The organism is Saccharolobus shibatae B12, assembly GCF_019175345.1.
GTDB lineage: Archaea > Thermoproteota > Thermoprotei_A > Sulfolobales > Sulfolobaceae > Saccharolobus > Saccharolobus shibatae.
In genome coordinates, this window is sequence record NZ_CP077717.1 from 1,862,652 (window position 1) to 1,885,154 (window position 22,503).

Consider the following 22,503-nt stretch of genomic DNA (forward strand, 5'->3'; position numbering starts at 1 on the left):
TTAATATATTTTCCTATTATTACTCATCAGACGCCATTCCTTTCTCTTTAAGAACTTTCCAAACTTTCCACGGCCATATCGGCATATCAATATGTTTAGCCCCTAAATCCCACAAAGCGTCAACCACTGCATTTACAAACGCTGCTGGAGATCCTACAGTAGCGGACTCACCAACTCCTTTAGCACCTAAAGGATGGTGTGGGGATGGCGTTACAGTCTTATCTAATTCCCATCTTGGTGTTTCAACTGCAGTAGGTATTAGGTATTCGGCGAAACTTCCACCGTAAATATTTCCGTTCTCGTCATAACGTATTTCCTCCATGAAGGCTGTACCGAAACCCATTGTTAGTGCTCCCATTATTTGTCCATCGACAATCACTGGATTTATTATATTACCACAGTCGTCAACAGCTACAAATCTCCTTACCTTAACCTGACCAGTTCCTTTATCTACATCCACCACGCAGATATATGCTCCAAATGGGAATGTCATGTTTGGTGGGTTATAATACGTTACTGCCTCAAGCCCGGCTTCAATGTTGGGAGGTGGGTTAGTATATGCGGCAAGTGCAACATCCTGAATAGTTTTGTATTTATCTGGATATCCTTTAACATAAAACTTGCCCTTTTCAAACACTATATCCTCTTCTCTGGCTTCAAGTAGATGAGCTGCTATTTTCTTGGCCTTATCTAAAATCTTTCTAGAAGCTACAGCTGCAGCAGCACCTGCAGTGGGTGTACTACGACTTGCATAGGTACCTAAACCGTACGGACAAGTGTCAGTATCACCCTCTTCTACTATTATGTCTTCTACTGGAATACCTAATATTTCAGAGATAATTTGAGCGTATGTTGTCTCATGTCCTTGACCTTGTGCTCGTGTTCCAAATCTGGCTATGACTTTTCCAGTGGGATGTATTCTAATTTCAGCACTATCAAACATCTTAATCCCCACTATATCAAACAGATCAGCTGGACCAGCACCTACTATTTCAACAAAAGTGCTGATTCCTATGCCCATGAGCTCTCCCTTCTTTTTCTTCTCCTCTTGCTCCTTTCTCAGCTCATAGTACCCTATCTTCTCCATTGCTTTCTTTAACGCTGAGGCATAGTTTCCACTATCGTAAGTCCAACCAAGTGCTGATCTATATGGAAACTTCTCTGAAGGTATAAAGTTCTTTAATCTTAACTCTGCAGGATCCATACCCAATTCGTGGGCTAGAGTATCAACTAATCTTTCTATTGTATAAGAGGCCTCTGTTACCCTGAATGAACACCTATACGCTATACCCCCTGCTGGTTTATTAGTGTAAGCTCCAGTAACCTCAACGTACGCAGCTTTTATATCGTAAGCACCAGTGCAAATACTAAATAACCCTGCTGGGAATTTACTTGGATTCGCATCACCATAAAATGCTCCATGGTCACTTATTACCTTAATTCTAAGCCCCACGATAATACCATCCTTTTTAGCAGCCAACTCACCATGAATGTGGAAGTCTCTTGCAAATGCAGTACTTCTCATATCCTCAGACCTAGTATTTATCCATTTAACTGGTCTTCCTAACTTTATTGATGCATAAGCGGATACCACGTATCCAGGATAAACGTAGACTTTACCACCGAAACCTCCTCCTATATCTGGTGATACTATCCTTATTTTATTTTCTGGAATTTTAGTTACTAGTGAAAAAACTGTCCTAACGACATGAGGAGCTTGAGTGGTCATCCATAGAGTTAACTTTCCAGAAACTGGATCATAATGTGCTATTGAACCAACTGGTTCCATATAGGCTACATGTAAACGTTGATAGTAGAAGTCTTGACTTACTACAATATCCGCTTCTTTAAATACCTTATCAGTTGCTTCTTTATCACCTGCTTCCCATCTAAATACTAGATTAGATTTCTTATCTGGTCTAACAATAGGGGAATTGGGCTCTAACGCTTTTTTAGGATCGGCTATTGGTTCTAACGGTTCGTATTCTATTTCCACTTGATTTGCCGCATCCATTGCAGCATACCTATCCTCAGCTATTATAGCTACTACTTCTTGACCTTGAAATACTACCTTATCTGTTGGTAATACCATCATTTTATCTCCCATTAGAGTTGGGATCCATGCTAACCCTGCCTTATCTAGCTCTTCTCCAGTAATTATATCGATAACTCCTGGTATAGACTTAGCCTTCTCGACGTTGATTTTCTTTATTTTAGCATGAGCGTAAGGACTTCTCACGAAAACTAGATACGCCATATTAGGTAGTTTTATATCGTCAACGTAAGTCCCTTTACCCATTAAGAACCTGACATCCTCTTTACGCCTTATCTTATGTCCCATACCGTGAACTCCTGTTGGTGGTAAAGTTTCTTCCATCCTAACCTACCTCCCTCATTTTCTCAGCAGCGTATTTTATGGCTTCAACTATATTTTGATAGCCAGTACATCTGCACAAATTTCCAGAAATACCCCATCTTATCTCTTCCTCCGTAGGATTTGGATTCCTTTTAAGTAATTGATATGCAGCCATTATCATCCCTGGAGTGCAATAACCACATTGTAGTCCATGCTTAACCCAAAATCCTTCTTGTATTGGATGTAATTTGCCATCTTTAGCTAGACCCTCTATAGTTAGTACTTCCTTTCCATTAGCTTGAACCGCAAATATGGTACATGACTTTGCTGCTTTACCAGTGAGAATTATCGTACAAGCACCACAATTTGTTGTATCACATCCTATATGAGTTCCAGTCAGTCCTGCAATCTCTCTAATGAAATGTACTAGTAGTAACCTAGGCTCTATATCAGCCTCATATGGCTTTCCATTAATTGTTATTTTCACGTGAACCTTCTGAGCCATTTCAACCACCTCCCAATACCCTTCTTAGACTGTATTTAATTGCCCTTACTGTCAGCACCCCGGCCATTGCCTTCTTGTACTCTCCTGGTGGGCCAAAGGGTTCTTCGGCTGGCGTAATCTCTTCAGTGACTATTTTTCCAACTTGCTTTATTAGGCTATCATTTATCTTATTTCCCTTCAATAACTCCTCAGCTTTAGTTACTTTAACTGGGTTGTTAGCGGCTCCTCCTATTGCGATCCCAGCCTCCTTAACGGTACCATCATAATCTAAGGATAGGTTGACTGCAGTGGAAACTATAGCGAAATCTCCAACTCTTCTCTCTAATTTTATATAATGACCTCCATTTCTAGGTTGAGGAATTGGGATTCTCACCTCAGTCAGAATCTCATCCGGTCTTAGTGCAGTTTGGAAGGGCCCTAAGAAGAAATCCCTCGCTTTAATAACCCTACTCCCAGAGAGACTAGTAGCAACAAACTCAGCATTATATGCTAGCATTACGGCGGGTAAATTATTTCCTGGGTGATTATAGCACACATTTCCTCCAACTGTTCCCCAATTCCTAACTATTGGATCAGCTAGATGCTTAACAGCTTCATGAAGTAATGGATACTTAGTTTTTATCAAATCTGAGAACTCCAGGTCAGAATACCTAGTAAGGGCACCTATTCTTAAATATCCATCAGATTCATTAACATATGAGAGATTAGGTATGTTATTGACGTCAATTATATACTTAGGAGAGACTATCCTTAATTTCATTGCTATTATCAAGCTCTGTCCACCAGCTAATACCTTAGCCTCTTCGCCATACTTGGAAAGAAGCTCTAATGCTTCGTTGAGGTTACTTGGAGCATAATAGTCGAATGGTGGAGGATACACTTATCTCACTATTTAATACTCAGTCTATCCGCATAAAAAGATAATTATATCTAATAATACATATTTCATTATTTAACATATATTTGAGGATTACCATCGAATTTATCTTTACAATATTTACTACAGAAATAGTATACTTTACCTCTAAAAGTTGAATAATAAGGAACTGACTTAGAGACCGTCATCCCACAAACTGGATCAACAATCTCCTCACTTTCCTCTTTCTTGCTAATCATCTCTTTAGTATTTGAAATCTTAACTATTTCAGCCAAAACACTTAACGCTATTTCTTCTGGTGAAATAGCGTGTATATCTATTCCTGCAGGAACTTTAATTCTAGTAAGAGACTCTTCCTTATATCCCTTATTATGTAGATATGAAAGTAAGTCCTCTCCCCTTCTCTTTCCAGCTACAACTCCAATATACCTTATCCCAGAATTTAGAAGACTTTCCGCAAATTCATGATCTTTCTCACCCATGGTAGCTATCACAGCAAAGGTATTTCTAGTTATCTTTACATTTGCTAACTCATTTGCACTCTCTAACTTTATTATAATGAAGCCAAGCATCTCTCCTAAACTCTGAATGTAACGCGTTATAGGGTTATTTCCAACTAAAATAAGTCTTTTCTTAGATATAACGGGTTCTATATATAAATAGACAACTCCTCCATGACAAGTATTTAAATTCAAATATTTGATTTGACCATTTTCTATTGCCTCTAACGAGTACCTTATTATATCATCCTTAGTACAGAATCCTCCTATCCATCCCTCAAAGCTTCCATCACTCTTAACTATTAGCTTATTACCGGGCTTTAATGAACTAGGACCTTCTGTTTTTATTACTTCAACTATTGCAAACTCTTCTTCGTTTTCAATCAACTCCTTAACCCTATTTATAAACTTATAAGAATGGCCAAAGTAGCTATTGCTCTTTTCTTCATACATCATTATAAGTTAATATAAAAATAAGACTATTTAAATTTAATCGCGCTATGTTTGAAAAATAATAAACAAGATTCCACTCTATTTATCTTAGCTAGTCATCGTTAAGTACACTCCTATTAGTGTTATTGCAGAACCAATTATTTGAATAGGTGTTGGAACTTCTCTAAAGAAAGCGAAAGACAATACGTAGGCCATTATCGGAACTAACAACGATCCTGAGCCAGCCTTTACACTTCCTAAATATCTAACAGCGTTAAACCAGAAATAGAATCCTCCCACTTGTGCAATTAATCCTAGTGCTATTAGCAATCCCACGTTTATTACGCTGAGCACGAAATGATATCCAACTGGCGTTAGGAGTAATAGGATAGGAAGTGAAGTAACACCCATAAATGCGTTCAATTTCACTAAATCTTCTTTAACTAAATTCCTTCTATAATATACTGTACCAATTGCCCATATCACGCCTCCTAGTAAACCAAATAATAGTCCTAAATTAAATGATAGGAACGCTGAGGCTGTTACTCCTATTACGCCTAAAATTATTCCAATTATTCCTCTCATCTTAACTTTAGTTCCCATGATCATCTCTATTATAAGGATGAATAGCGGTTGAGTATAGATCATAACTGCAACTAAACCGGGGTTTGAAGAGAAATAAACGCCTAAGTTCAAAAAGGTTAACAATCCCACAAAGTTAAACAGACCGTTAATGAATTGCTTCACACCTAATGAAAGACCCTTGCCTAACAATATGAAAAATACACTACCAATAGCAACTCTAACCACACTAACTATCATTGGCGAGGAATAAACTGTAATTAGTTTAGTTAAAGGATATGAAAGCCCCCAAACTATGGCTACTGGGATCATCCATTTTATAAAGAGATATGCCGTACGGGATGACATAGGGAAAGATTATACATATTAAGTAAAAAAGATTACCGTTAACTGCTAAACTAATTTGAAATAGAGTCACTTAAGCAACTCCTTGAGGTCGAATCCCTCATCTGCCAAAGAGTTCTTCTTATTAGAAACGTCTTTACCTTCTTCAATTAACTTATTTAGAACCTCCAATTCGTTATAATCCCTATTTATCGCAACGTATCCCTTAACTACACCACCTTTCAAATATATTACATTAAAATTAGGATTATCAGAATTGAATCTTCCTCTTATTACGTACTCATCGTAATTCCTCGTCTCTCCAGCTGACTCTATGTGTATGTCGAATATATCTGACCATATGGATGATATGAAGTTGTAGGCTTCTCTATTACCAGCCATGTTCCTAGCTGCCAATTTTCCAGTGTACTCCGCATTATTCCAGTGCTCAATCCTCTTCCTCCTACCCTCCCTAGGATCGAATATATTTGCAATATCCCCAGCTGCGTAAATGTCCTTAACACTAGTTTCTAGGTACTCGTTTACAATTATACCATTATCAACTTGTATACCGCTTTCTTTGGCGAGTTCCACGTTTGGTGTTATTCCCACGGCTATTAGTAGCATGTCTGTCTCTAATCTCCTACCACTTGACGTTACTGCGACTCTATCTCGGATCTCCTTTACTGAATCGTTAAGTATGAAGCTTATCCCCTTACCCTCCAAGTATTGTTGTATTACTCTTGATACTTTTTCATCAACGAATGTGTTCCATATGTATGGCATTACTTCAACTACTGTAGTCTTCACGCCAAGTGTCGTTAGGCTAGATGCAACCTCAACACCTATAAATCCAGCCCCAATTATTAACGCATTCTTACTCTTACTCGCAGCCTCCCTTATCTTGTCGGAGTCATCAAGTGTTCTCAAGTATAAGGCATTCTCACTTCCTGGAATGTTTAATTTTCTAGGCCTACCACCAGTGGTTATTAGTGCCTTATTAAAGGATATTGTATTACCATCGCTCAATATTGCCTCCTTTGAACTTATATCGATCCTTTCAACACTCTTGTTCAATATTACCTCCAAATTATCCCTCTTATAAAAATCATCAGACTCAAAGAATAATTTGTCACGTGACATTTCTCCTCTTAGGTAGTATTTCGATAGTGGTGGTCTGTCGTATGGGTAGTATTTGTCTGCTGTTACCATGATTATTTTTGAGTTTGGTTTTATTTGGAGTAGTTCCTTCAACGCGTTATATCCCGCAATACCACTCCCAATAATTAAGTAGTAACAAGATTTTTCAGGCATAATAATAAACTTGTTAAGGATTATTATAAACCTTAAGTTTAAGGTGGTTTATATTCTCCTTATAATTCCGCTTTCTAAACTCTAATTCCGTTTTATAGTAAACTAGTTTATATACTGTGCTTTGTTGAATCCTTCGATTTTCTTAGGCGTCAAGCTCGTTAAATTTTCTTAAATTCAAAATCAAGCGTTGATTTAAAAGTAAGCTTAACGTTAAATTAGATAAAAATTGAAGCAATCCACAAAACATTATATATTGAAATTATGGGTTGATTATTAATATAAGTACATTAAGGAAGTTGAAAGTATTTTGGGAAAGTTTTATAATTTACCAATCCTTCCTTAGTTTATGCAAGATCCCGTTTGTAAGATGGAAGTTGAGAACACTACGCCCTATAGAATAAACTATAAGGGTATAACGTACTATTTCTGTTCTAAAGGATGTTTAGACGAGTTTAAGGTTAATCCCACTAAATACGTCTCACCAGCTGATCTGAATAAGAAAATTGACGTTAAGATAGTTTACTGCAGGCCTTGCAAGTATATGGACAGAGCGTTAAATCTGGCAAGAGATATTCTATCCTATTTTGAGGAGGCCAATGTTGAACTAGTCCAAGGTGATAGGGGAATACTAGATATATATGTTAATGATGAGTTAGTATTTTCTAGATATATAGAAAAAAGGTTCCCAGAAAGTGAGGAGATTCTAAAAAGTATAGGTCAAAAATTACAACTTGCCAGACAATCTTAGGATATCCTCTATAATTCTTTCAATGTCTTTAACATCACTATAATTCTTTTTTATATCTTCTATTGTCATCTTCTTTTCTGTAAGATGTTTAACTAGAACGTCAGTGGCTATTTTAGTTAAGATATCAACATCTATCTTGTATTTATCTTTTAACTGTCTTACTGCCTCATCTACTGTACACATTTTAACGTCAGTAGGAGCTGATAACCCCTTAAGGTCTTTTAATTTCCAACTCATTATAGGAGATATTGTTTACAGAAGTTAAAATCCTTTTTCTCCAATGTGCTTTGTTAATTTGTTCAATTTATTTCATAAAAGTGATAAGGTGTAAGATGATTTTTCATATTTGGTATATTAATTTTGAATTTTTCAAATCAATGATCTAACACTTGGAGCATAACCAACTAAAGAGTTAGCCAAGTAGAGTGTGCTGTAAGTTCAATGAAAATTAATATATAACGCTCAAGGACTCATAATAAGTATTAATGGGACATGAATTTGAGTGTTAAGGAGGTATCGCTGTTATGTTATAAATCTTATTTCGGCAAATTAGAATCGTCACTTCAATTAAAATTTATAATCTGTTAAATAGAGGGGCTGTCTAACAACATAATAACAGTTTATTACACTTTCTTCATACTCGGGAATTTAACCTTTTAATCTGAAAACCTCCTTTCCTTCCCCTAATTCGTAGCATAATACGTTACCATTACATTTCGTAATCGATTTGGCAAACACACCGTAATACTCCTCCTTTCCCTTTTCGTTAATTTTCGACATTACCCTTTTCATCTTCCACAATAAAGGTTTAACTTCAACATTTTCACTCCACTTTACTTCTCCTAGAAATATAGCCCTTTCGCCTTCTAAAACTATATCAATTTCTTCTCCCTTATGAGAATAGAAGGAAACGAGATTGTAATTAAAAGGAAGTCTGATCATCTTTCTTCTCAGTAAATCCTTGACTAATTTTTCAAACTTAAAGGAATAATACTCGTCAAAATTACTCTTACTAATAACCTCATCGACCATGTCTATCTCTAAATAATTCAGATTGTCGTAAACGAATTTGAACCAGAAATCAAAGAAGTTATCACTAATTTCGTACCAACCCTTCTTCTTTCCATAAGGGATTACCCTACTAATAATTCCGTTTTCTTCCAATCTATCTAAATAAGCTGTGAGATTACTCCTATCAATTCCGGTGTAATTCGAAATTAATGAGATAGTAGTATACCCTTTGGAAATAGCTCTTAATATACTGAGATAAACTCTCTGTTCCCTAAATTCTTCCCTAAGAAGAAATAATGGTTCATCATAAAGTATACTACCCTTGCTCATTATCTTTTCTTTAACGTTCTCCTCAATACTCTTTCTTTCATCAAACTGAAGAATATAGAATGGTATTCCTCCTACTATGCTCCATATTTTAACTAGATCTACTATATTCTTCGAAGGGAAGAAGTCAGAAAGGTAGGGAAACGAAATTTCATCAACTCTCCAACTCCCTGTTCTTCTACCGTATAAAGGAGATTTGTTGGATAAAACCTCATTCTCCATCATACCGATACTTGAACCCGTGAGAATCAAGAAAATTTTACTATCCTTTAATTTCTCATCCCAGGCCCTCTGAATTAGCGAAGTGATACTTCTCTCACTTTCAATTAAATACTGAAATTCGTCTAGTGCTAAAACAATCTTCCCCATAACCTCATCCGCAAAGTACATCAAAAGTTCGTCTAGGCTAACATTTAGTGACTTAAAATAAGCCTTTCCGGTAAATGATGCAAACTCTTCTTTAAGTCTATTAACGTTACTTGCTAAACCGTCAGAAGTACACAAATGGTAAATCGCTTTTTTCCCTTTGATGAATTGTTTAATTATCTCGGTCTTTCCAATCCTCCTCCTTCCGTAAATTATTATTAATTGAGCCTTATCCTCTCTGTACCTATCTTCCAAAAATTTCAACTCTCTTTCTCTATCAATAAAAAGTGGTATCACAATTATAATAATCTAGATACCACTTATTAAACTATCGTAAAAGGGAAGAAAAATGATGATAAAAGGGAAAGAACAAAAAGCGTGTCAACAAATTGTATTGAATGGAAAATAAGCCGTTTTTAGGTAAGAGAGAAAAATTATATAATTTTTTAACTTAATGGGGGTTAAGGGAGCGAAAGTACCCGTGACGGAGGGATGAATACCCCTTTATAGAAACGTTTTTATATTTGTATGTCAAAATTTTCTTAAACCTTGTAAGAGCTGGGTCAGTACCCTCGGGACTGGGGGGATCTTAAGCCTGTGGAGAGAAAACCCTCCGTACCCCTCTTCCACACGGGGCATTACAGAACGGTTCCGTTCGATGGGACCTCCGCTGTGGGTAAAGGGGGATCGAGGTTTCTCTGAGAAGCAGGAAATCTCCATCGCGAGGTGAAGATGCCCCGTCCTAGGAGTGGGCTGAATCCTTTTTCACATTAACAGAAACCTTTTTATATTTGATAATGTTAGAATTTTCCGATGAAGATGATCCCTTATGCCGATGTGGGCTATGCCCAAAAGGATGAGGGTGAAAATTGCGGAGATGTGAGCCCCGTGCCGTTGGGCTCTAAGGAGTCCCATGACCCACCTACCGTGAAGCTGGGTAGGTGGTTGAGGGCTAAGTCCCTACACTCAATCACGATTGAAGATAAAATGATTGAAATGAAAGTAAATGATTGAAATGAAAGTATAGGGATAAACGGTAGTTCACATAGCTTTCTATACATTAAGGCATTTAAAGGACTTTAAAGATTTAAACTAAAATTTAAATATTGAACTGTTATCTACAATTGGGAGATCAGTAGTAAGGAGTATCTCACTGATACGACAGAAAATCATCCTATGATTTATACAAGGGTTGAGATGTTTGACATTAAATATCATGAAATCATGTGAAGTTAGCTACTTAACGTCTGGGATAAAGTAAGCCGTTGCACCAATCGAAGTTAAGCGGACATGAACTTAATAAGTTAAATTATTACAATTTTTTATGGTAAGCAGAGTTAGTGACTGGCTTAGACAAGCTGAGAGAAATCTTAGATCTGCGGAGATTAATTATCAGAATGAGGTTTACGAGGAAGCTTGTTATGAGTCTCAACAGACTGCCGAGAAAGCGGTTAAAGCGTTACTAAGTTATTTTCATAAAGAATTAAGGGGACATTCAATTACCTTTCTTTTACAATCCTCTTCTATCCAAATTCCCGGTGAGATATTGAAGTGCGCTCAAGAGCTCGATAAACATTATATCCCTTCCCGCTATCCCGATGCATATGACCAGGGTGCTCCTGCCGATTATTACAATGAGGATGATGCAAATAGATGTTTAGATTGCGGTAAGAAGATTTTATCATGGGTGAAGGGAATTGTTGGAGGAACTGTGTGAAATTTATTCTAAGTTTAATCCAAAACTGGTCATACTATTTGGCTCCTATGCCAGAGGAGATTACACTAATGAGAGTGATATAGACGTTCTAGTAGTTTCCGATATATTCTCTAGAGATCCGAGAGAAAGCTTTGGTATGGCTTATAATCTAAAATTTCCTCAAGTAATGCCTGTAGCAATGAATACTCAAGTTTTTCTGAAGAAACTAGACGAAGGTTCGACTTTTATTCTGGAGATTATAGAAGATGGAAAAGTACTGTGCGGGGAGAAAGAATTTGAAAGAGAAGTATTAGAGAAGTACAAGAAAATTAGAAAGAGGTTTAGGAGAAAAGGTAGACTATGGGAATGGTGATTTATACTACGCACCGTTACTGAGGTTTTATTCATACACTAGTTTATTGGGATAATTTTTAAAAGATTGCCAAGGTTTCCTTAAACTTTAGGGATTTTCTGATAAGTGTTAATCGGAGAAAATTCACCCTATATTATATCACTCACACGAAATAAATTGAACAAATCAACAAAGATGGAAACTGTTATTTAGTATAAGTCATTTGAACTAAGAATTGATTTTCAACTTATGCGGGATTTGGTTGATAGAAGGTAGAAGATATTATAGTTTTTAAAGTTTTTATCACAAATTCAGATTTAATAAGAGCAAATTTAGAGGATCTAAATGAATAGTTGTCTACACTAAAATATCGAACTAAGATGCCATGTCCGAGAACACTACTTCATGTAGTCTCAATAAATTTAAAACGAGTAATATGAATAGTTGCTTATGAGCTTTCTTCTCAACAACGCTAAAAATTTCTTGCATGATGCAAGGAGAGATTTTGAGGAAGGGATTTGGAATTTATCGGTATTTCATTCGGAACAAGCTCTACAACTTTGCGTTAAATATAAATTATATATTCATTTGGGTGATTATCCGAAAACTCATGACCTAAAGATACTAATCAGTAATCTAGGGAGATTTGAGAAGGTAAAAATAGATGAGTTAATGTTGGATTTTTTAGTACAATCGTATATCTCTTCTCGTTACTTACCTTATACTTTCTCAAAGGAGAGTGCTGAAAAAGCTTTAAATTTTGTAGAGAATATAATGAGGAGTCTAGGATGTCTATAATTGATGTTCTTGAGGAGAATAAGAGATTGAGAGACAATTATATAAAGAACTTAAATTTCTATCTAGATAGAATTAAAGAAGTTGTTAGGAATATTGATCCAAATACTAAGATTATTTTATTCGGCAGTTACGTAAGGGGAAATTTCAGACCGGATAGTGATATTGACGTGTTAATAATAACTAATGTGAGCAATGAATTCGACAGGTTGAAAATTTACCATGAGGTTAACAAGGCTATAGGCAATCCAAATCCCTTTGAAATTCACGTGATTAATAAAGAAGAGTACATATCTTGGTATTCTAAATTTCTTGACGTGTATAAAGAAGTTTAATTTGTTAACTATAATCATACTGTCGTTATTAACCTATAAACTCAAGGATAAGCGTTTTGTTCCACAAGACTAGGGCAATAGAGCACTTAATTATGCCCTAAGTTTCCGCAACACAAAAATAAATAAATTAATAACGATACCGTGAATTCTACATACATTAGCGTTAAATCTAAGAGATGTTCATGATATTTCCCTATAATTAAGATAAAGCTTAAAATAACGTTTTGAAAATTTCTAATATGTGAAGATAGTTTTTATTTCACCACATCCAGACGACGAGTGTGATAATGCCGGAGGTACTTTAGCTAAATTAGTTAAACGAGGTAACGAGGTTTATATTATTTATCTGACAGATGGTAGCATGGGTTCTCCTATAGCTGAAGAGAGGGGAAGGACTTTAGCTGAAAAGAGAAAGAGAGAAGCGTTAGAGGGTTTAAAGATTTTAGGTATAAGGAATAGTCCATTTTTCTTAGATTTCCCTGACTATAGACTTAAATTTCATGTTAACGAAGCAAAAAATTACGTTTCTGAAATTTTTAAATCTCTAAGTCCCGACATAGTTTTCTATCCTTCCCTCTTCGAGGCTCATCCAGATCATAAGGCAGGTGGTCATATTGCTAAACAAGCTGTTATCGGTTTGAGGATTAGTGAATTTACATATTTAAATTGGCCTCCCTTAAATTGGAGGCGTGTTTTGTGGAAACTAAGCCATAAGAGGATTTTAGTTAACATTAAGGAGTTTAAGGAGGTCAAGTTAAAGGCTATGATGAGACATGAATCTCAGTTTAGATACCTAGACAAGGATTACGTCCATAGATTTTTTGAAACGGACTTCGAAAGGTTTTATGTAGAGAAGCTAATAGATAAATCGCACTTAAGGGAGATTTTAGATAATTAACGTTCCCCCTTGCGTAGATATATCAAGTATATTAAGAGTGATAAAATTTGGGCGATTCTGGGATCATTGTGAATTGTAATTTATGAATAATATAAATATAAAAGTGTTAACATGATCAAGCATGTATTCCCTTTATAAACCGTTATCACCCAACTAAATTCGTCATAGTTTTTGAAATATAGTGAATTTGCAATGGAAACTTGAATGGCCCTAAAATTTACCTTTTATTATAAACTCTCTTGTTTAGATAATATACGAGGAATCACGTCATTACAGATATTCGTTAAATATAAATGGATTTTCGATTTAAACTGCATAATTCATATTTTGTCATTATCAATTAACTTAGATAAAGCATATTTGTATGTGAAACTCCATAGGGCGGCACTACCAATATAATGATCTAAGAACGGGTCATCTGGTTCTCCGTCCTCTGCATGTATTAAAGATGGTTGATTCCATGGAAGTCCTTTCCTTACTAAATTATCCCATTCCTTTTTAGCTATGTTTAGCCATTCCCTTTTTCCGTACGCATATGCTAATGCGGAAACGCTAAAAACTAGTCTGGGCCATGATGAGGTTAACTGGGAATCTATATTTACCTCTCCACCATCTTCTCTAGCCATATTCGGTGTACAAAAATTTGAAGCACTACCGTTAACTCTGTATATTTCATCGAGAGCAGTTTCAACTTTATTAATATCTGATATATGATCTAAATTGAGCAAATAAACCCACCATTCTCCGAAAATCTGTGCCATGAAAACAGCATTATGGTGGTCTGGTTTTCCGGTCCAAGCTACGAATTTCTTACCGTCAAACGGTAGGGACTTCTTTCCCTTAGTTAACAGTGAGGAGTATCGATTAACTGCATTTTGATCTCCTAATATTTTCCCGATTTCCACTAGTGCCATCAATGAGGCTATATATAGCGACGCTACATAACTTGAAATCCCCTCCATGGGTACACAATCATAGCCTGTGTCACATGAGCCCTCTACTTCCGGTAGGCCGTCTTCATTAAAGTCCTGCTTTACCATCCATTCCATTGCCGTTATTAGGTACGGGTAAATTCTAGATAGAAAATCAGTGTCCTTAGTCCTTAAATAATACCGATAGGCCATAAGGATAAAAGTGGGATTTGTATCCTTCCATTTAGGTGGTGCCGTAGTTCCATCAGATGAAGTATCTAATGAGTGTAATCCTAAGTCATGAGGAATGTAGCCGTCTTCTCTCATAGCTTTCATGAAGAGGTCTAAAGTAGACCTTTCCAATTGTGGAAACATTAAGACTGTTGGTAAGGATCCCGTTTCATAACATACTCCACCTATTGTACTTAACATCGGTCCTATTTCTGGAGCTTCATAGATTCCGAATCTTCCCTTTTCGTCTAACCACGTGCTAGTTGAGAATATGTAAGTACTGTTAATTATTGCGTCTTTTAGCCATTCTGGTAATGACGGATCTATTAGGTTTTCCTGCCATTCTTTAGTCTTATGTTTTAATTTATCAAAATTATCCAAAAAATATTTGGCTACCTCAGTAGAATTTGAAAAATAGTTAGAGTAATAATGCTTGTAAGGATAGTAAGCCCAAGGTTTATTAAAATACCACGCAAATACGAAAGTTACTTCCCTTCCTTCTGCACCTATTAACCCTGTAGGCAAATAATAGTAACCCGTAGACTCTTTACTGTCTGAATTTGGTATCTTATCAAGTATCAATTGCTTCCAAGGTTCCTCATTTTCTATCAACCTATGTAAATTGAGTGTTTTCTCCAATCCTCTATTAGAGTGAAAATTGTATTGTGGTACTATTATTTTTGGAGAGTCAGAAATTAATGTTATGTCCCCGTTAAAGGGATCATATTCGTTAGCCTTAGAGTTTTTCATTATTATTCCTTTTTCAATCTTCTCGTTATATCTTCCTATTTTACTCATTCCACATATGTTTGATATCGAGATTACTATTAGACCTTCAACGTTTATTTTTACTGTAAATCCAACTGCTGGAAGTGAGGAGTTTAATAAGTCTGATGGTATAATTGGAGAGAATGCTTCTACTTCTGCATCTATCCCGTCTTTTGACCCCTTTATTCTGACGAAGGGATAAAGTCCCTCATATCTAAGTCGCGTAGAGAGCTTATTGAGTTCCAAGAATATTAGTTCACTCTGGAGAAAGAAAGGTTCTCTATTATTGGGTTTGACGAAGATATGGAATCCAGGCATTTCCCTTATGGGTTTTGTCCAATTATTAGCTATTGTTAAATTAACTAATTTTCCCTTATTGCTAATCTCTACTTTTCCAGCGCCTATTCCTCCTAGCGGTAGGCTAATGAGTTTTTCATCTGATGTGAAAACTACCATATGAGGAATTCATATATCTGAGATTAAAATTTTATTAAGACGTTTTTCAGTTTATAATCTTTGCAACGAGGCTGATACAATTTCATGAAAATTCAATGAAGTCTAAACATCATAAAGGGTTTACGCTTTTCAACTATAATTCCAAAAATACTATACATACTATAAATTAGTTAAAGCAATTTAAAAAATAATTAGTCTTGAAAAATTTGTTCTACCTTAATCTCTCCTATCTTAGTTAATTCTCATAATTCTCTTTACTTTTCCTAAACTTTTACAATAGTATGATAATGCTGATGAAAATTCTACTATTCCATTTCAAGTGTGGACAACAATTTCCATATATTTGAAATATTTACATTTATTATCACTCTCTCGTCTGACAAGTACGTGCCGTTTTTCGAATCGAGTAAAAATGAAAAATTATTATAATTATAATATTTCATATTATATGGTTATATATTATATTATGATTTACAATTTAATATAATATATATTAACAAGATATTATGCAAATAATTGTGCAGTTTTGCAATAAAATTTACCATAATCACAGCTAAACAAGTAAGCAAGCCTTGTTAATTAACGAGGCACCACATACTTCACCTTTAACAGACCTGAGCTTGTAACCGTAGGAGTACCCTCATTCCAATCCTTGTTAAAAGGATAACAAGATCACGGTAGAGGATGAGGAAGAAAACCTCTATAACCACTACCCTCATCGGGAAGTCTAGCAGTACTAACACCCTTGACTAATACATCCTCTGTAGAGGGAAAGTCTTGTCCTTCTAGGGCATTTAGGAGTCACGAACTAAAGGCTACGCTTATCATAACGTCTGCAGGTTTATATACCTCTCCTTCTTTCACTAGGAAAGAAGCTTTCACTAAGTTATTCAACAATTCCGTGAATCTCTTATCATCGATTCTCGTCCCTTCCTTAGCTTCTATCGCGTTTTTAGCTTCACCCCATCTACAACCTTTTGTACAAACAGTCATTATTGTCTTATATCTTTCCTTAGCCTCTTCTCTCCCTTTTAAGAAATTATTGAATTCTTCCCTTATCAAATTAACTGCAGTCTCTATTGTCTTCTTCAATGCTCTCTTGTGGTCCCTCTCCTGGATATAGGTAAACCCATAATAAGTAAGCCAGCCTGGAAGTCCTCCTAGTGTATCTACAGCATCCTCTAAACTTCTATCCTCAACTTTTATATCTAACTCTTCAAAACCCTTCCTTAAAAATTCCGTTGCTATTTCTTTACTAAAAGGGTTAGCTGTTACTTCAGTATAAGCCCTACCATAGAGAGGGGACTTAGGGTTATCCAGCTTAAGGAAATCATAAACCATTCCTATTTCACTACCCGTGAATACGAATCTGATCTTTAGATTATCATAAGCATAAGCCAGTGGGTAAAGGAGATTATACCCCTTGAGCTTTCTCAACTCTTGGGACTCATCGAAGATAATTACAATTCTTTTCCCTTCCTTCTCTGAAATCTCAGAAAGCTTTTCAAGAATCTGAGAAAACTCAACTTTTCCCTCTCCACCCCATTTAAACCTTAAATTTACTCCAGCAATACTAACTCCTCTTACTCCAGCAAAGAGCTTCCTTAACCTTTCCGGAACTGAAACATTTATGACCTTCTCTAATTCTAATATCAAATCTTTAAAGCTTATGAAAGTCGATGATTCAAACTTCCTTAGATCAAGGTATATCCAAATACCTCTTTCCTTCTTTGTTAAGACTTTGACTAATGAGGACTTTCCACTCCTCCTTATACCCAGAAGGAGAGTCATTGGGTAATCGATTCCGAACTTAAGTCTTTCCATCTCTTTTTCTCTGTCAAAGAGATCCTTAGGGTCTTCCTTAGGTTTTGGATCGAATAACAGGGGAGATCCCCATTAACTGGAGAGATAGCCAGTTAAAAAACTTTATGTGCCAGATAGACGATATACCGGGAAATTTCCTCACTTCCTTATAGTCTTTTTTCCCACGGGGAATCAATACGAAGCCAGAGAAGAGTAAAATCATAGTGTCGTCACTAGGGTACAAATTAATTAAGTTAATCAATCTTCAAGAAGAGAAGGCGTTAAACTGATATACTTACTATACGTTTGGAATATAAGGAAGAGAATTTATACCTTAATGACGACACTATGAGTAAAATCATGTGTTACGAGAGAAAAACAAATAAACAAATAAGGAGAAAAGCATCATAAGCGTTTTTTTCCAGGGGCGTTCAGTAATAAATCTTTCGGTCAAATTTCAAGCATAGTACCAGCTAACATTGTCACGTGGATCCTTTCAACTTACGTGGTGATTAAAGGGATGGTTTTCCAATCACTTGGGCTCGTAAGGCTTGTTATTCTACTAAACGCTCCAAACAATCCTAACTTCCTAGCTAAGGCAGTGTATAGTTTCTTACCGTGCAACTCGTCCTTGTGGGACTCATAAAACTTGAGTAGAGTTGGGTTCCTCGAATAATTCCTCCCTGCCAAGAAGTAGAACAGGCTATGCAAGTACTTATTACCCCTCTTAGAAATCCCCCTACTTACCACAGCTTTCCCACTCCTTTCTACAACAGGGTCTAAACCACAGTAAGCCACGAAGGATTCTGGTTTAGGAAAGCGTCTAATATCACCAACAACACCAATAATTATCCCAGATGCAAGCTTCCCAATCCCCGGGATCGTTAACAAAACGTGGTCATCTGATACTTGTTCCTCAATCATCTTCCTAACCTCTTTCAACCTCTCTTGTGTTTCTAGGAGTGTTTTTGCCAATACTCTGATTTCCTCAAGTACTATTGGTGTGTATTCTAGGTTGTAAAGTTCTTCTTGTGTTAGCAGTTATTCTAATTTCCCTCGATTATACAGGATTTTCAGCACTACCGATGAAGTTTTTTAATTCTGTATCTGGTTGATTGAAAAGTGGGAAGTCCGAGAAGAAGCTGGACATTGCTAGAGTGATTTCATTAAATCCTTCAATTCCCTAGCTGGAATATTGAAGATGAAGGGATTGAGCAGAAAGGTGGAGGAGTTTCTCCCGTTCGTTGAGAAACGTTTAGGGAATGCACTAGGTTTAATGAAAATCTTTAAGCTACGTTAAAGTAGAACAACTGCTATCTATATATTCTGTTAGCTCAATAATAATTGGTCTATTTACGCGCATCATTACGAAATATAAGCTATTTCATTTGAATAATACCGGTCTAGTTCAATTTTGACTAATGTTATCGTTTATCTCAAGAAAAATGATGCTCCCATACTGAAGTTATAGTTAAGGCGTTGAGTATTATGAAGCAGGCTAGATGGAGGGATTTAAAGAAGGTTTCTGAGGGATTCTTGAGGAGAGACATTAAGGATTGGACTTTTAATCAGCATTGAAACAGTTGATTAATGCGAGAATAGTACTTAAGGAGAATGAAAAGTATTCACTAATTGACCCACTATACAGCATAGTCCAATGACCCTTACGCCATGATGTAAGAAACTTTTTAACGATGAATGAAAACTTATTCTCATGTTATCGGTAAGCGAAGTAAATGAGATGCTTAAACAAGAGGAAATTTTCAATTTTATAGGAATCAATTTTGAGAAACTTGAAAGAGGTTACGCAAGGCTAAAATTCAATTTCAACGAAAAGTTGACTAGAATAGGTGGGATTTTACACGGTGGAATAATATTCTCAGCAGTTGACTATGCAGGTAGCTACGCCGTGAGAACTTTGGAAAACGTGAAGGATGGAGTCACAGTGGAACTCAAAATAAACTTTTTGAAGCCAATGAGGGATGGTCCATTTATAGTAGAAGCTAAAATAATAAGTGAGGGAAAAAGGCTAATAGTAGTTGATATATCAGCATATGATGGTAACGGTAATTTATGCGCAAAGGCTCTAGGAACGTGGGCCGTGTATAGGGATACTAGCTCTGGAACTCAATTATCCTCTTAGCAATCTTATAATGCACGTAATCAACTAATTTATCATCTAACCTTATGGCCCCCTTACCTTCCCTTTTTCCCTTCTCATAGGCTTCTATAACCCTTTTAGCCCACTCGATTTCCTCCTTGCTTGGGGAAAATACCTCATTGGCAATGTCAATCTGAGAAGGATGAATAACTTGCTTTCCCACGTATCCCAACTTCTTTGCTTCCTCACATTCTCTTCTAAATCCATCTAGGTTCTTCAAATCGAAGTAAACTTTATCTATGGCGTCAACATCGTAAGCCCTAGCTACACTAACAATTAAAGTCTTCACGTACTCGTTCTTTTCATAGAAATTATAGTCTCCACCAAGGGATAAGGAAAGGTCAGCAGCACCATAACTTACAGCGACAACACCTTCAGACCTAACTATATCCTCAATCTTAACTAAACCCTTTGCAGTCTCTATTAACGGTATCAAGTATTTCCCAGTTGCCTTGTGGAGAAATGAGAGGTCGTTTTCAGCCTTAGGTATAACAATACACGTGATTTTATCGTCCCTCGAAATTCCTATAATATCCTTATAGGAGTCAAGTAGCTGTAAAGAGTTAACTCTAACGCATAACTCCCTCTTACCCCAATCCAATTCCTTCACAAGTTTAATTAGCAATTCCCTTGCTCTTTCCTTATCTTCTGGAGGTACAGCATCTTCAAGATCGAAAACTATTGAGTCAGCTTTCAGTTCAACCGATTTCCTTATCATCTTTTCGGAAATTGCGGGAACGTATAACTGGGATCTCCTTATCATAAGTTAATAATGAGAATTGAGCATAAAATTTTATCTAAACAACACTGGTAGAATGTTTTGCTTCACATATTCTAAAACTTTCTCCTCATGCATTCTCATCATATCATAAGCCAAATCTGGACTGCGATTCTTTATTGCTATTACTATACTCTCGTGTTCCCTAAACTCATCATCCCTTCTCTGGAAGCTGGTAAACAAGGTTACCCTAACGATTTTTAGTTTCAATCTAATACTATCCAAAATATCCGCAATGTATTTGTTGTGCGACGCCTCGGCGATTGTTCTATGTAAGTTACCGTTTAAGTTGGCTAAGGTTAACGGATCAGCATTTGCTGACTCTTTTATCTCGTTTAAAACGTTTATGAGCTTGTTAATCTCATCTTGGCTAGCTCTTATTGCTGCTAGTTTAGCTGCTAAAGACTCCAAGTTAATTCTAACCTCGTAGAGTTGAAGAATATCACTTTCAGTTAACGGTATTACGGTGAATGATTTACCATTTTTTACTATCACTCCCTCCTTTTCTAACCTAACTAAGGCTTCCCTAATTGGGGTTCTACTAATCTTAAGTAATGACGCAAGCTCCTCTTCTTTCAGAGTGCTACCGGGCTTATATTTGCCAGTAATAATGTATTCCAGAATTCTCTCGTAAGCTATTTGTGATAATGACATATGGAAATGTTTCTATAGTAAACTTATAAGTGTTGCCATTTGAGTGACTTTAAGTATACATGAAAGAAACGTTTTTACTGAAGAATTAGTAAGAATTACGCTGGTATGAATTACTAAAGAATTTAGTAGTAAAGTCTAAATATTTTAATGGAAGACTGATCATATGAATAAATGGAATAAAGGAATACCGTCTAGGGGTAAAGAATCTCTAGTTAATGTAGTTCTATTTTATATAAGTGAAGTAATTATAACTGGATTTCTCTTTTACTGGTTACTCGTATCTGCAAAAGTTGTGGGGAATATTCCAGTTAATATTTCCGAATCACAGATTAAGGGAACCTTCTTTACGCTTGGCATATTAGCTTATTTCTTAGGTTTAAGACATGCTATAGATCCAGATCATCTAGCAGCAATAGACAACTCAACGAGAAAGTTAATTCAAGAGGGGAAACCAGCACAATTTACTGGGTTGTTCTTTTCGTTAGGCCATTCAACAATAGTGATATTATTAGCAGTTAGTTTAATAGTTGCAACCCGTTTTATCGTTTCCAATATTTCGATACTTGAGAACATAGGTAGCGTACTCGGTACGCTTATAAGTGGAGGATTTTTATATATTATAGGATCTCTTAACTTTGTTATTTTATTAGAAATCTATCAAATCTATAATCAATATACTATGAATAAGAATATGGATGAGAAGAAACTACAAGATCTGCTATTAAAGAGAGGATTTATGAGTAGATTTTTTCGGCAAGCTGTTCAAAATAGTAGATAAACAGCACTACATGTATCCAATAGGGGTACTGTTTGGGTTAGGATTTGATACGGCTTCAGAAACAGCGCTTTTAGCCCTTTCTGCAGCAGGAATATTTTTAAAATTACCCTTATGGAATCTTCTAGTATTTCCTTTTATTATTTACAGTGGGAATGAGTCTTATTGGCACTACAGATGGATTTTATATGAGCGGAGCTTACGGTTGGGCTTTTAGTGGAAATCCAATTAGAAAATTATGGTATAACCTAACAATGACTACTATATCAATACTAGTAGCTTATTTGATAGGGACATTGGAATTTTTGGGAGTAGTTCAAGCAGAATTTAACTTCAGTGGACCTTTTTGGGAACTAATTACAATAATAAATGGTGATCAATGGTGGTCAAGTATTGGGATGATAATAATTGGTACATTTGTAACACCTTGGTTAGTGTCATTTACAATCTATAAAGTCAAAATTTCAAAATTTGAGCATTAAAGATGAAGTACGTATCTCATGGTGCACTTATTATTGGTATGGCAATATTCCCTTGAGTATACAAGG

At 36.0% G+C, this 22,503-nt stretch carries 20 protein-coding genes and 2 pseudogenes; 9 read left to right on the plus strand and 13 right to left on the minus strand.

The window, feature by feature from the left end:
* Positions 1–19 precede the first annotated feature (19 nt).
* From J5U23_RS09805 to J5U23_RS09830, 6 genes are all read right to left on the minus strand, one after another.
* Entirely contained in the window at positions 20–2,377 is a 2,358-nt protein-coding gene (locus J5U23_RS09805) for an aerobic carbon-monoxide dehydrogenase large subunit (protein WP_218258032.1), read from the minus strand.
* Position 2,378: 1 nt separating this feature from the next.
* Complete coding sequence (locus J5U23_RS09810; protein ID WP_218258033.1) at positions 2,379–2,861, minus strand: (2Fe-2S)-binding protein; 483 nt, start codon at positions 2,859–2,861, stop codon at positions 2,379–2,381.
* Between the two features lies 1 nt (position 2,862).
* The gene (locus J5U23_RS09815) at positions 2,863–3,741 is read right to left on the minus strand and encodes an FAD binding domain-containing protein (protein ID WP_218258034.1); all 879 of its coding nucleotides are present in this window, start codon (positions 3,739–3,741) and stop codon (positions 2,863–2,865) included.
* Positions 3,742–3,809: 68 nt separating this feature from the next.
* Complete coding sequence (locus J5U23_RS09820; protein ID WP_218258035.1) at positions 3,810–4,694, minus strand: XdhC family protein; 885 nt, start codon at positions 4,692–4,694, stop codon at positions 3,810–3,812.
* A gap of 84 nt (positions 4,695–4,778) precedes the next feature.
* Positions 4,779–5,600, minus strand: a complete 822-nt coding sequence (locus J5U23_RS09825; protein ID WP_218266056.1) for a DMT family transporter — start codon at positions 5,598–5,600, stop codon at positions 4,779–4,781.
* Between the two features lie 66 nt (positions 5,601–5,666).
* A complete protein-coding gene (locus tag J5U23_RS09830; protein WP_218258037.1) occupies positions 5,667–6,890 on the minus strand; it encodes an NAD(P)/FAD-dependent oxidoreductase in 1,224 nt (407 codons plus the stop codon).
* A gap of 346 nt (positions 6,891–7,236) precedes the next feature.
* Here J5U23_RS09830 and J5U23_RS16020 point away from each other — a divergent pair, with 346 nt between their 5' ends.
* Positions 7,237–7,638, plus strand: a complete 402-nt coding sequence (locus tag J5U23_RS16020; protein WP_261310035.1) for a SelT/SelW/SelH family protein — start codon at positions 7,237–7,239, stop codon at positions 7,636–7,638.
* Here the strand turns inward: J5U23_RS16020 and J5U23_RS09840 are convergent.
* Positions 7,615–7,875, minus strand: coding sequence for a hypothetical protein (locus tag J5U23_RS09840; RefSeq protein WP_218258038.1), 261 nt, complete (start codon positions 7,873–7,875; stop codon positions 7,615–7,617). The genes J5U23_RS16020 and J5U23_RS09840 overlap by 24 nt on opposite strands.
* A gap of 411 nt (positions 7,876–8,286) precedes the next feature.
* A complete protein-coding gene (locus J5U23_RS09845) occupies positions 8,287–9,639 on the minus strand; it encodes an ATP-binding protein (protein WP_218258039.1) in 1,353 nt (450 codons plus the stop codon).
* Positions 9,640–10,161: 522 nt separating this feature from the next.
* On the opposite strand from J5U23_RS09845, the gene J5U23_RS09850 reads away from it, so the two are divergent.
* From J5U23_RS09850 to J5U23_RS09875, 6 genes are all read left to right on the plus strand, one after another.
* Positions 10,162–10,356 carry a hypothetical protein gene (locus tag J5U23_RS09850; protein WP_218267538.1) on the plus strand — a complete coding sequence of 65 codons (195 nt, stop codon included), beginning with the start codon at positions 10,162–10,164 and terminating at the stop codon, positions 10,354–10,356.
* Between the two features lie 310 nt (positions 10,357–10,666).
* The gene (locus J5U23_RS09855) at positions 10,667–11,059 is read left to right on the plus strand and encodes a HEPN domain-containing protein (protein WP_218258040.1); all 393 of its coding nucleotides are present in this window, start codon (positions 10,667–10,669) and stop codon (positions 11,057–11,059) included.
* Positions 11,040–11,411, plus strand: coding sequence for a nucleotidyltransferase domain-containing protein (locus J5U23_RS09860; RefSeq protein WP_218258041.1), 372 nt, complete (start codon positions 11,040–11,042; stop codon positions 11,409–11,411). Before J5U23_RS09855 ends, J5U23_RS09860 begins: the two co-directional genes overlap by 20 nt.
* A gap of 429 nt (positions 11,412–11,840) precedes the next feature.
* Positions 11,841–12,188: a HEPN domain-containing protein gene (locus J5U23_RS09865; RefSeq protein ID WP_218266057.1), complete on the plus strand. Its 348-nt coding sequence runs from the start codon at positions 11,841–11,843 to the stop codon at positions 12,186–12,188.
* Positions 12,179–12,520 (plus strand): nucleotidyltransferase domain-containing protein, encoded by a 342-nt coding sequence (locus J5U23_RS09870; RefSeq protein ID WP_218266058.1) that lies wholly within the window; start codon positions 12,179–12,181, stop codon positions 12,518–12,520. The genes J5U23_RS09865 and J5U23_RS09870 overlap by 10 nt, the downstream gene beginning before the upstream one ends.
* A gap of 241 nt (positions 12,521–12,761) precedes the next feature.
* Positions 12,762–13,418, plus strand: a complete 657-nt coding sequence (locus J5U23_RS09875) for a PIG-L deacetylase family protein (protein ID WP_218266059.1) — start codon at positions 12,762–12,764, stop codon at positions 13,416–13,418.
* Positions 13,419–13,738: 320 nt separating this feature from the next.
* Here the strand turns inward: J5U23_RS09875 and J5U23_RS09880 are convergent, their stop codons facing one another.
* From J5U23_RS09880 to J5U23_RS09890, 3 genes and pseudogenes are all read right to left on the minus strand, one after another.
* Positions 13,739–15,784 (minus strand): GH116 family glycosyl hydrolase, encoded by a 2,046-nt coding sequence (locus J5U23_RS09880; protein WP_218266060.1) that lies wholly within the window; start codon positions 15,782–15,784, stop codon positions 13,739–13,741.
* Between the two features lie 801 nt (positions 15,785–16,585).
* The gene (locus J5U23_RS09885) at positions 16,586–17,668 is read right to left on the minus strand and encodes an AAA family ATPase (protein WP_261310150.1); all 1,083 of its coding nucleotides are present in this window, start codon (positions 17,666–17,668) and stop codon (positions 16,586–16,588) included.
* Positions 17,669–18,119: 451 nt separating this feature from the next.
* Positions 18,120–18,619: pseudogene (locus tag J5U23_RS09890) on the minus strand (transposase); the annotation flags it as partial.
* A 682-nt stretch (positions 18,620–19,301) separates the two neighbouring features.
* Between J5U23_RS09890 and J5U23_RS09905 the strand changes: the two are divergent.
* Complete coding sequence (locus J5U23_RS09905) at positions 19,302–19,730, plus strand: PaaI family thioesterase (RefSeq protein WP_218260645.1); 429 nt, start codon at positions 19,302–19,304, stop codon at positions 19,728–19,730.
* On the opposite strand, the gene J5U23_RS09910 is transcribed toward J5U23_RS09905, so the two are convergent.
* A complete protein-coding gene (locus J5U23_RS09910; RefSeq protein WP_218258094.1) occupies positions 19,702–20,511 on the minus strand; it encodes an HpcH/HpaI aldolase/citrate lyase family protein in 810 nt (269 codons plus the stop codon). The genes J5U23_RS09905 and J5U23_RS09910 overlap by 29 nt on opposite strands.
* Positions 20,512–20,541: 30 nt before the next feature.
* The gene (locus J5U23_RS09915; RefSeq protein WP_218266061.1) at positions 20,542–21,180 is read right to left on the minus strand and encodes a GntR family transcriptional regulator; all 639 of its coding nucleotides are present in this window, start codon (positions 21,178–21,180) and stop codon (positions 20,542–20,544) included.
* 163 nt (positions 21,181–21,343) lie between these two features.
* Between J5U23_RS09915 and J5U23_RS16105 the strand changes: the two are divergent.
* Positions 21,344–22,437 (plus strand): annotated as a pseudogene (locus J5U23_RS16105) (HoxN/HupN/NixA family nickel/cobalt transporter).
* Positions 22,438–22,503: the final 66 nt, after the last annotated feature.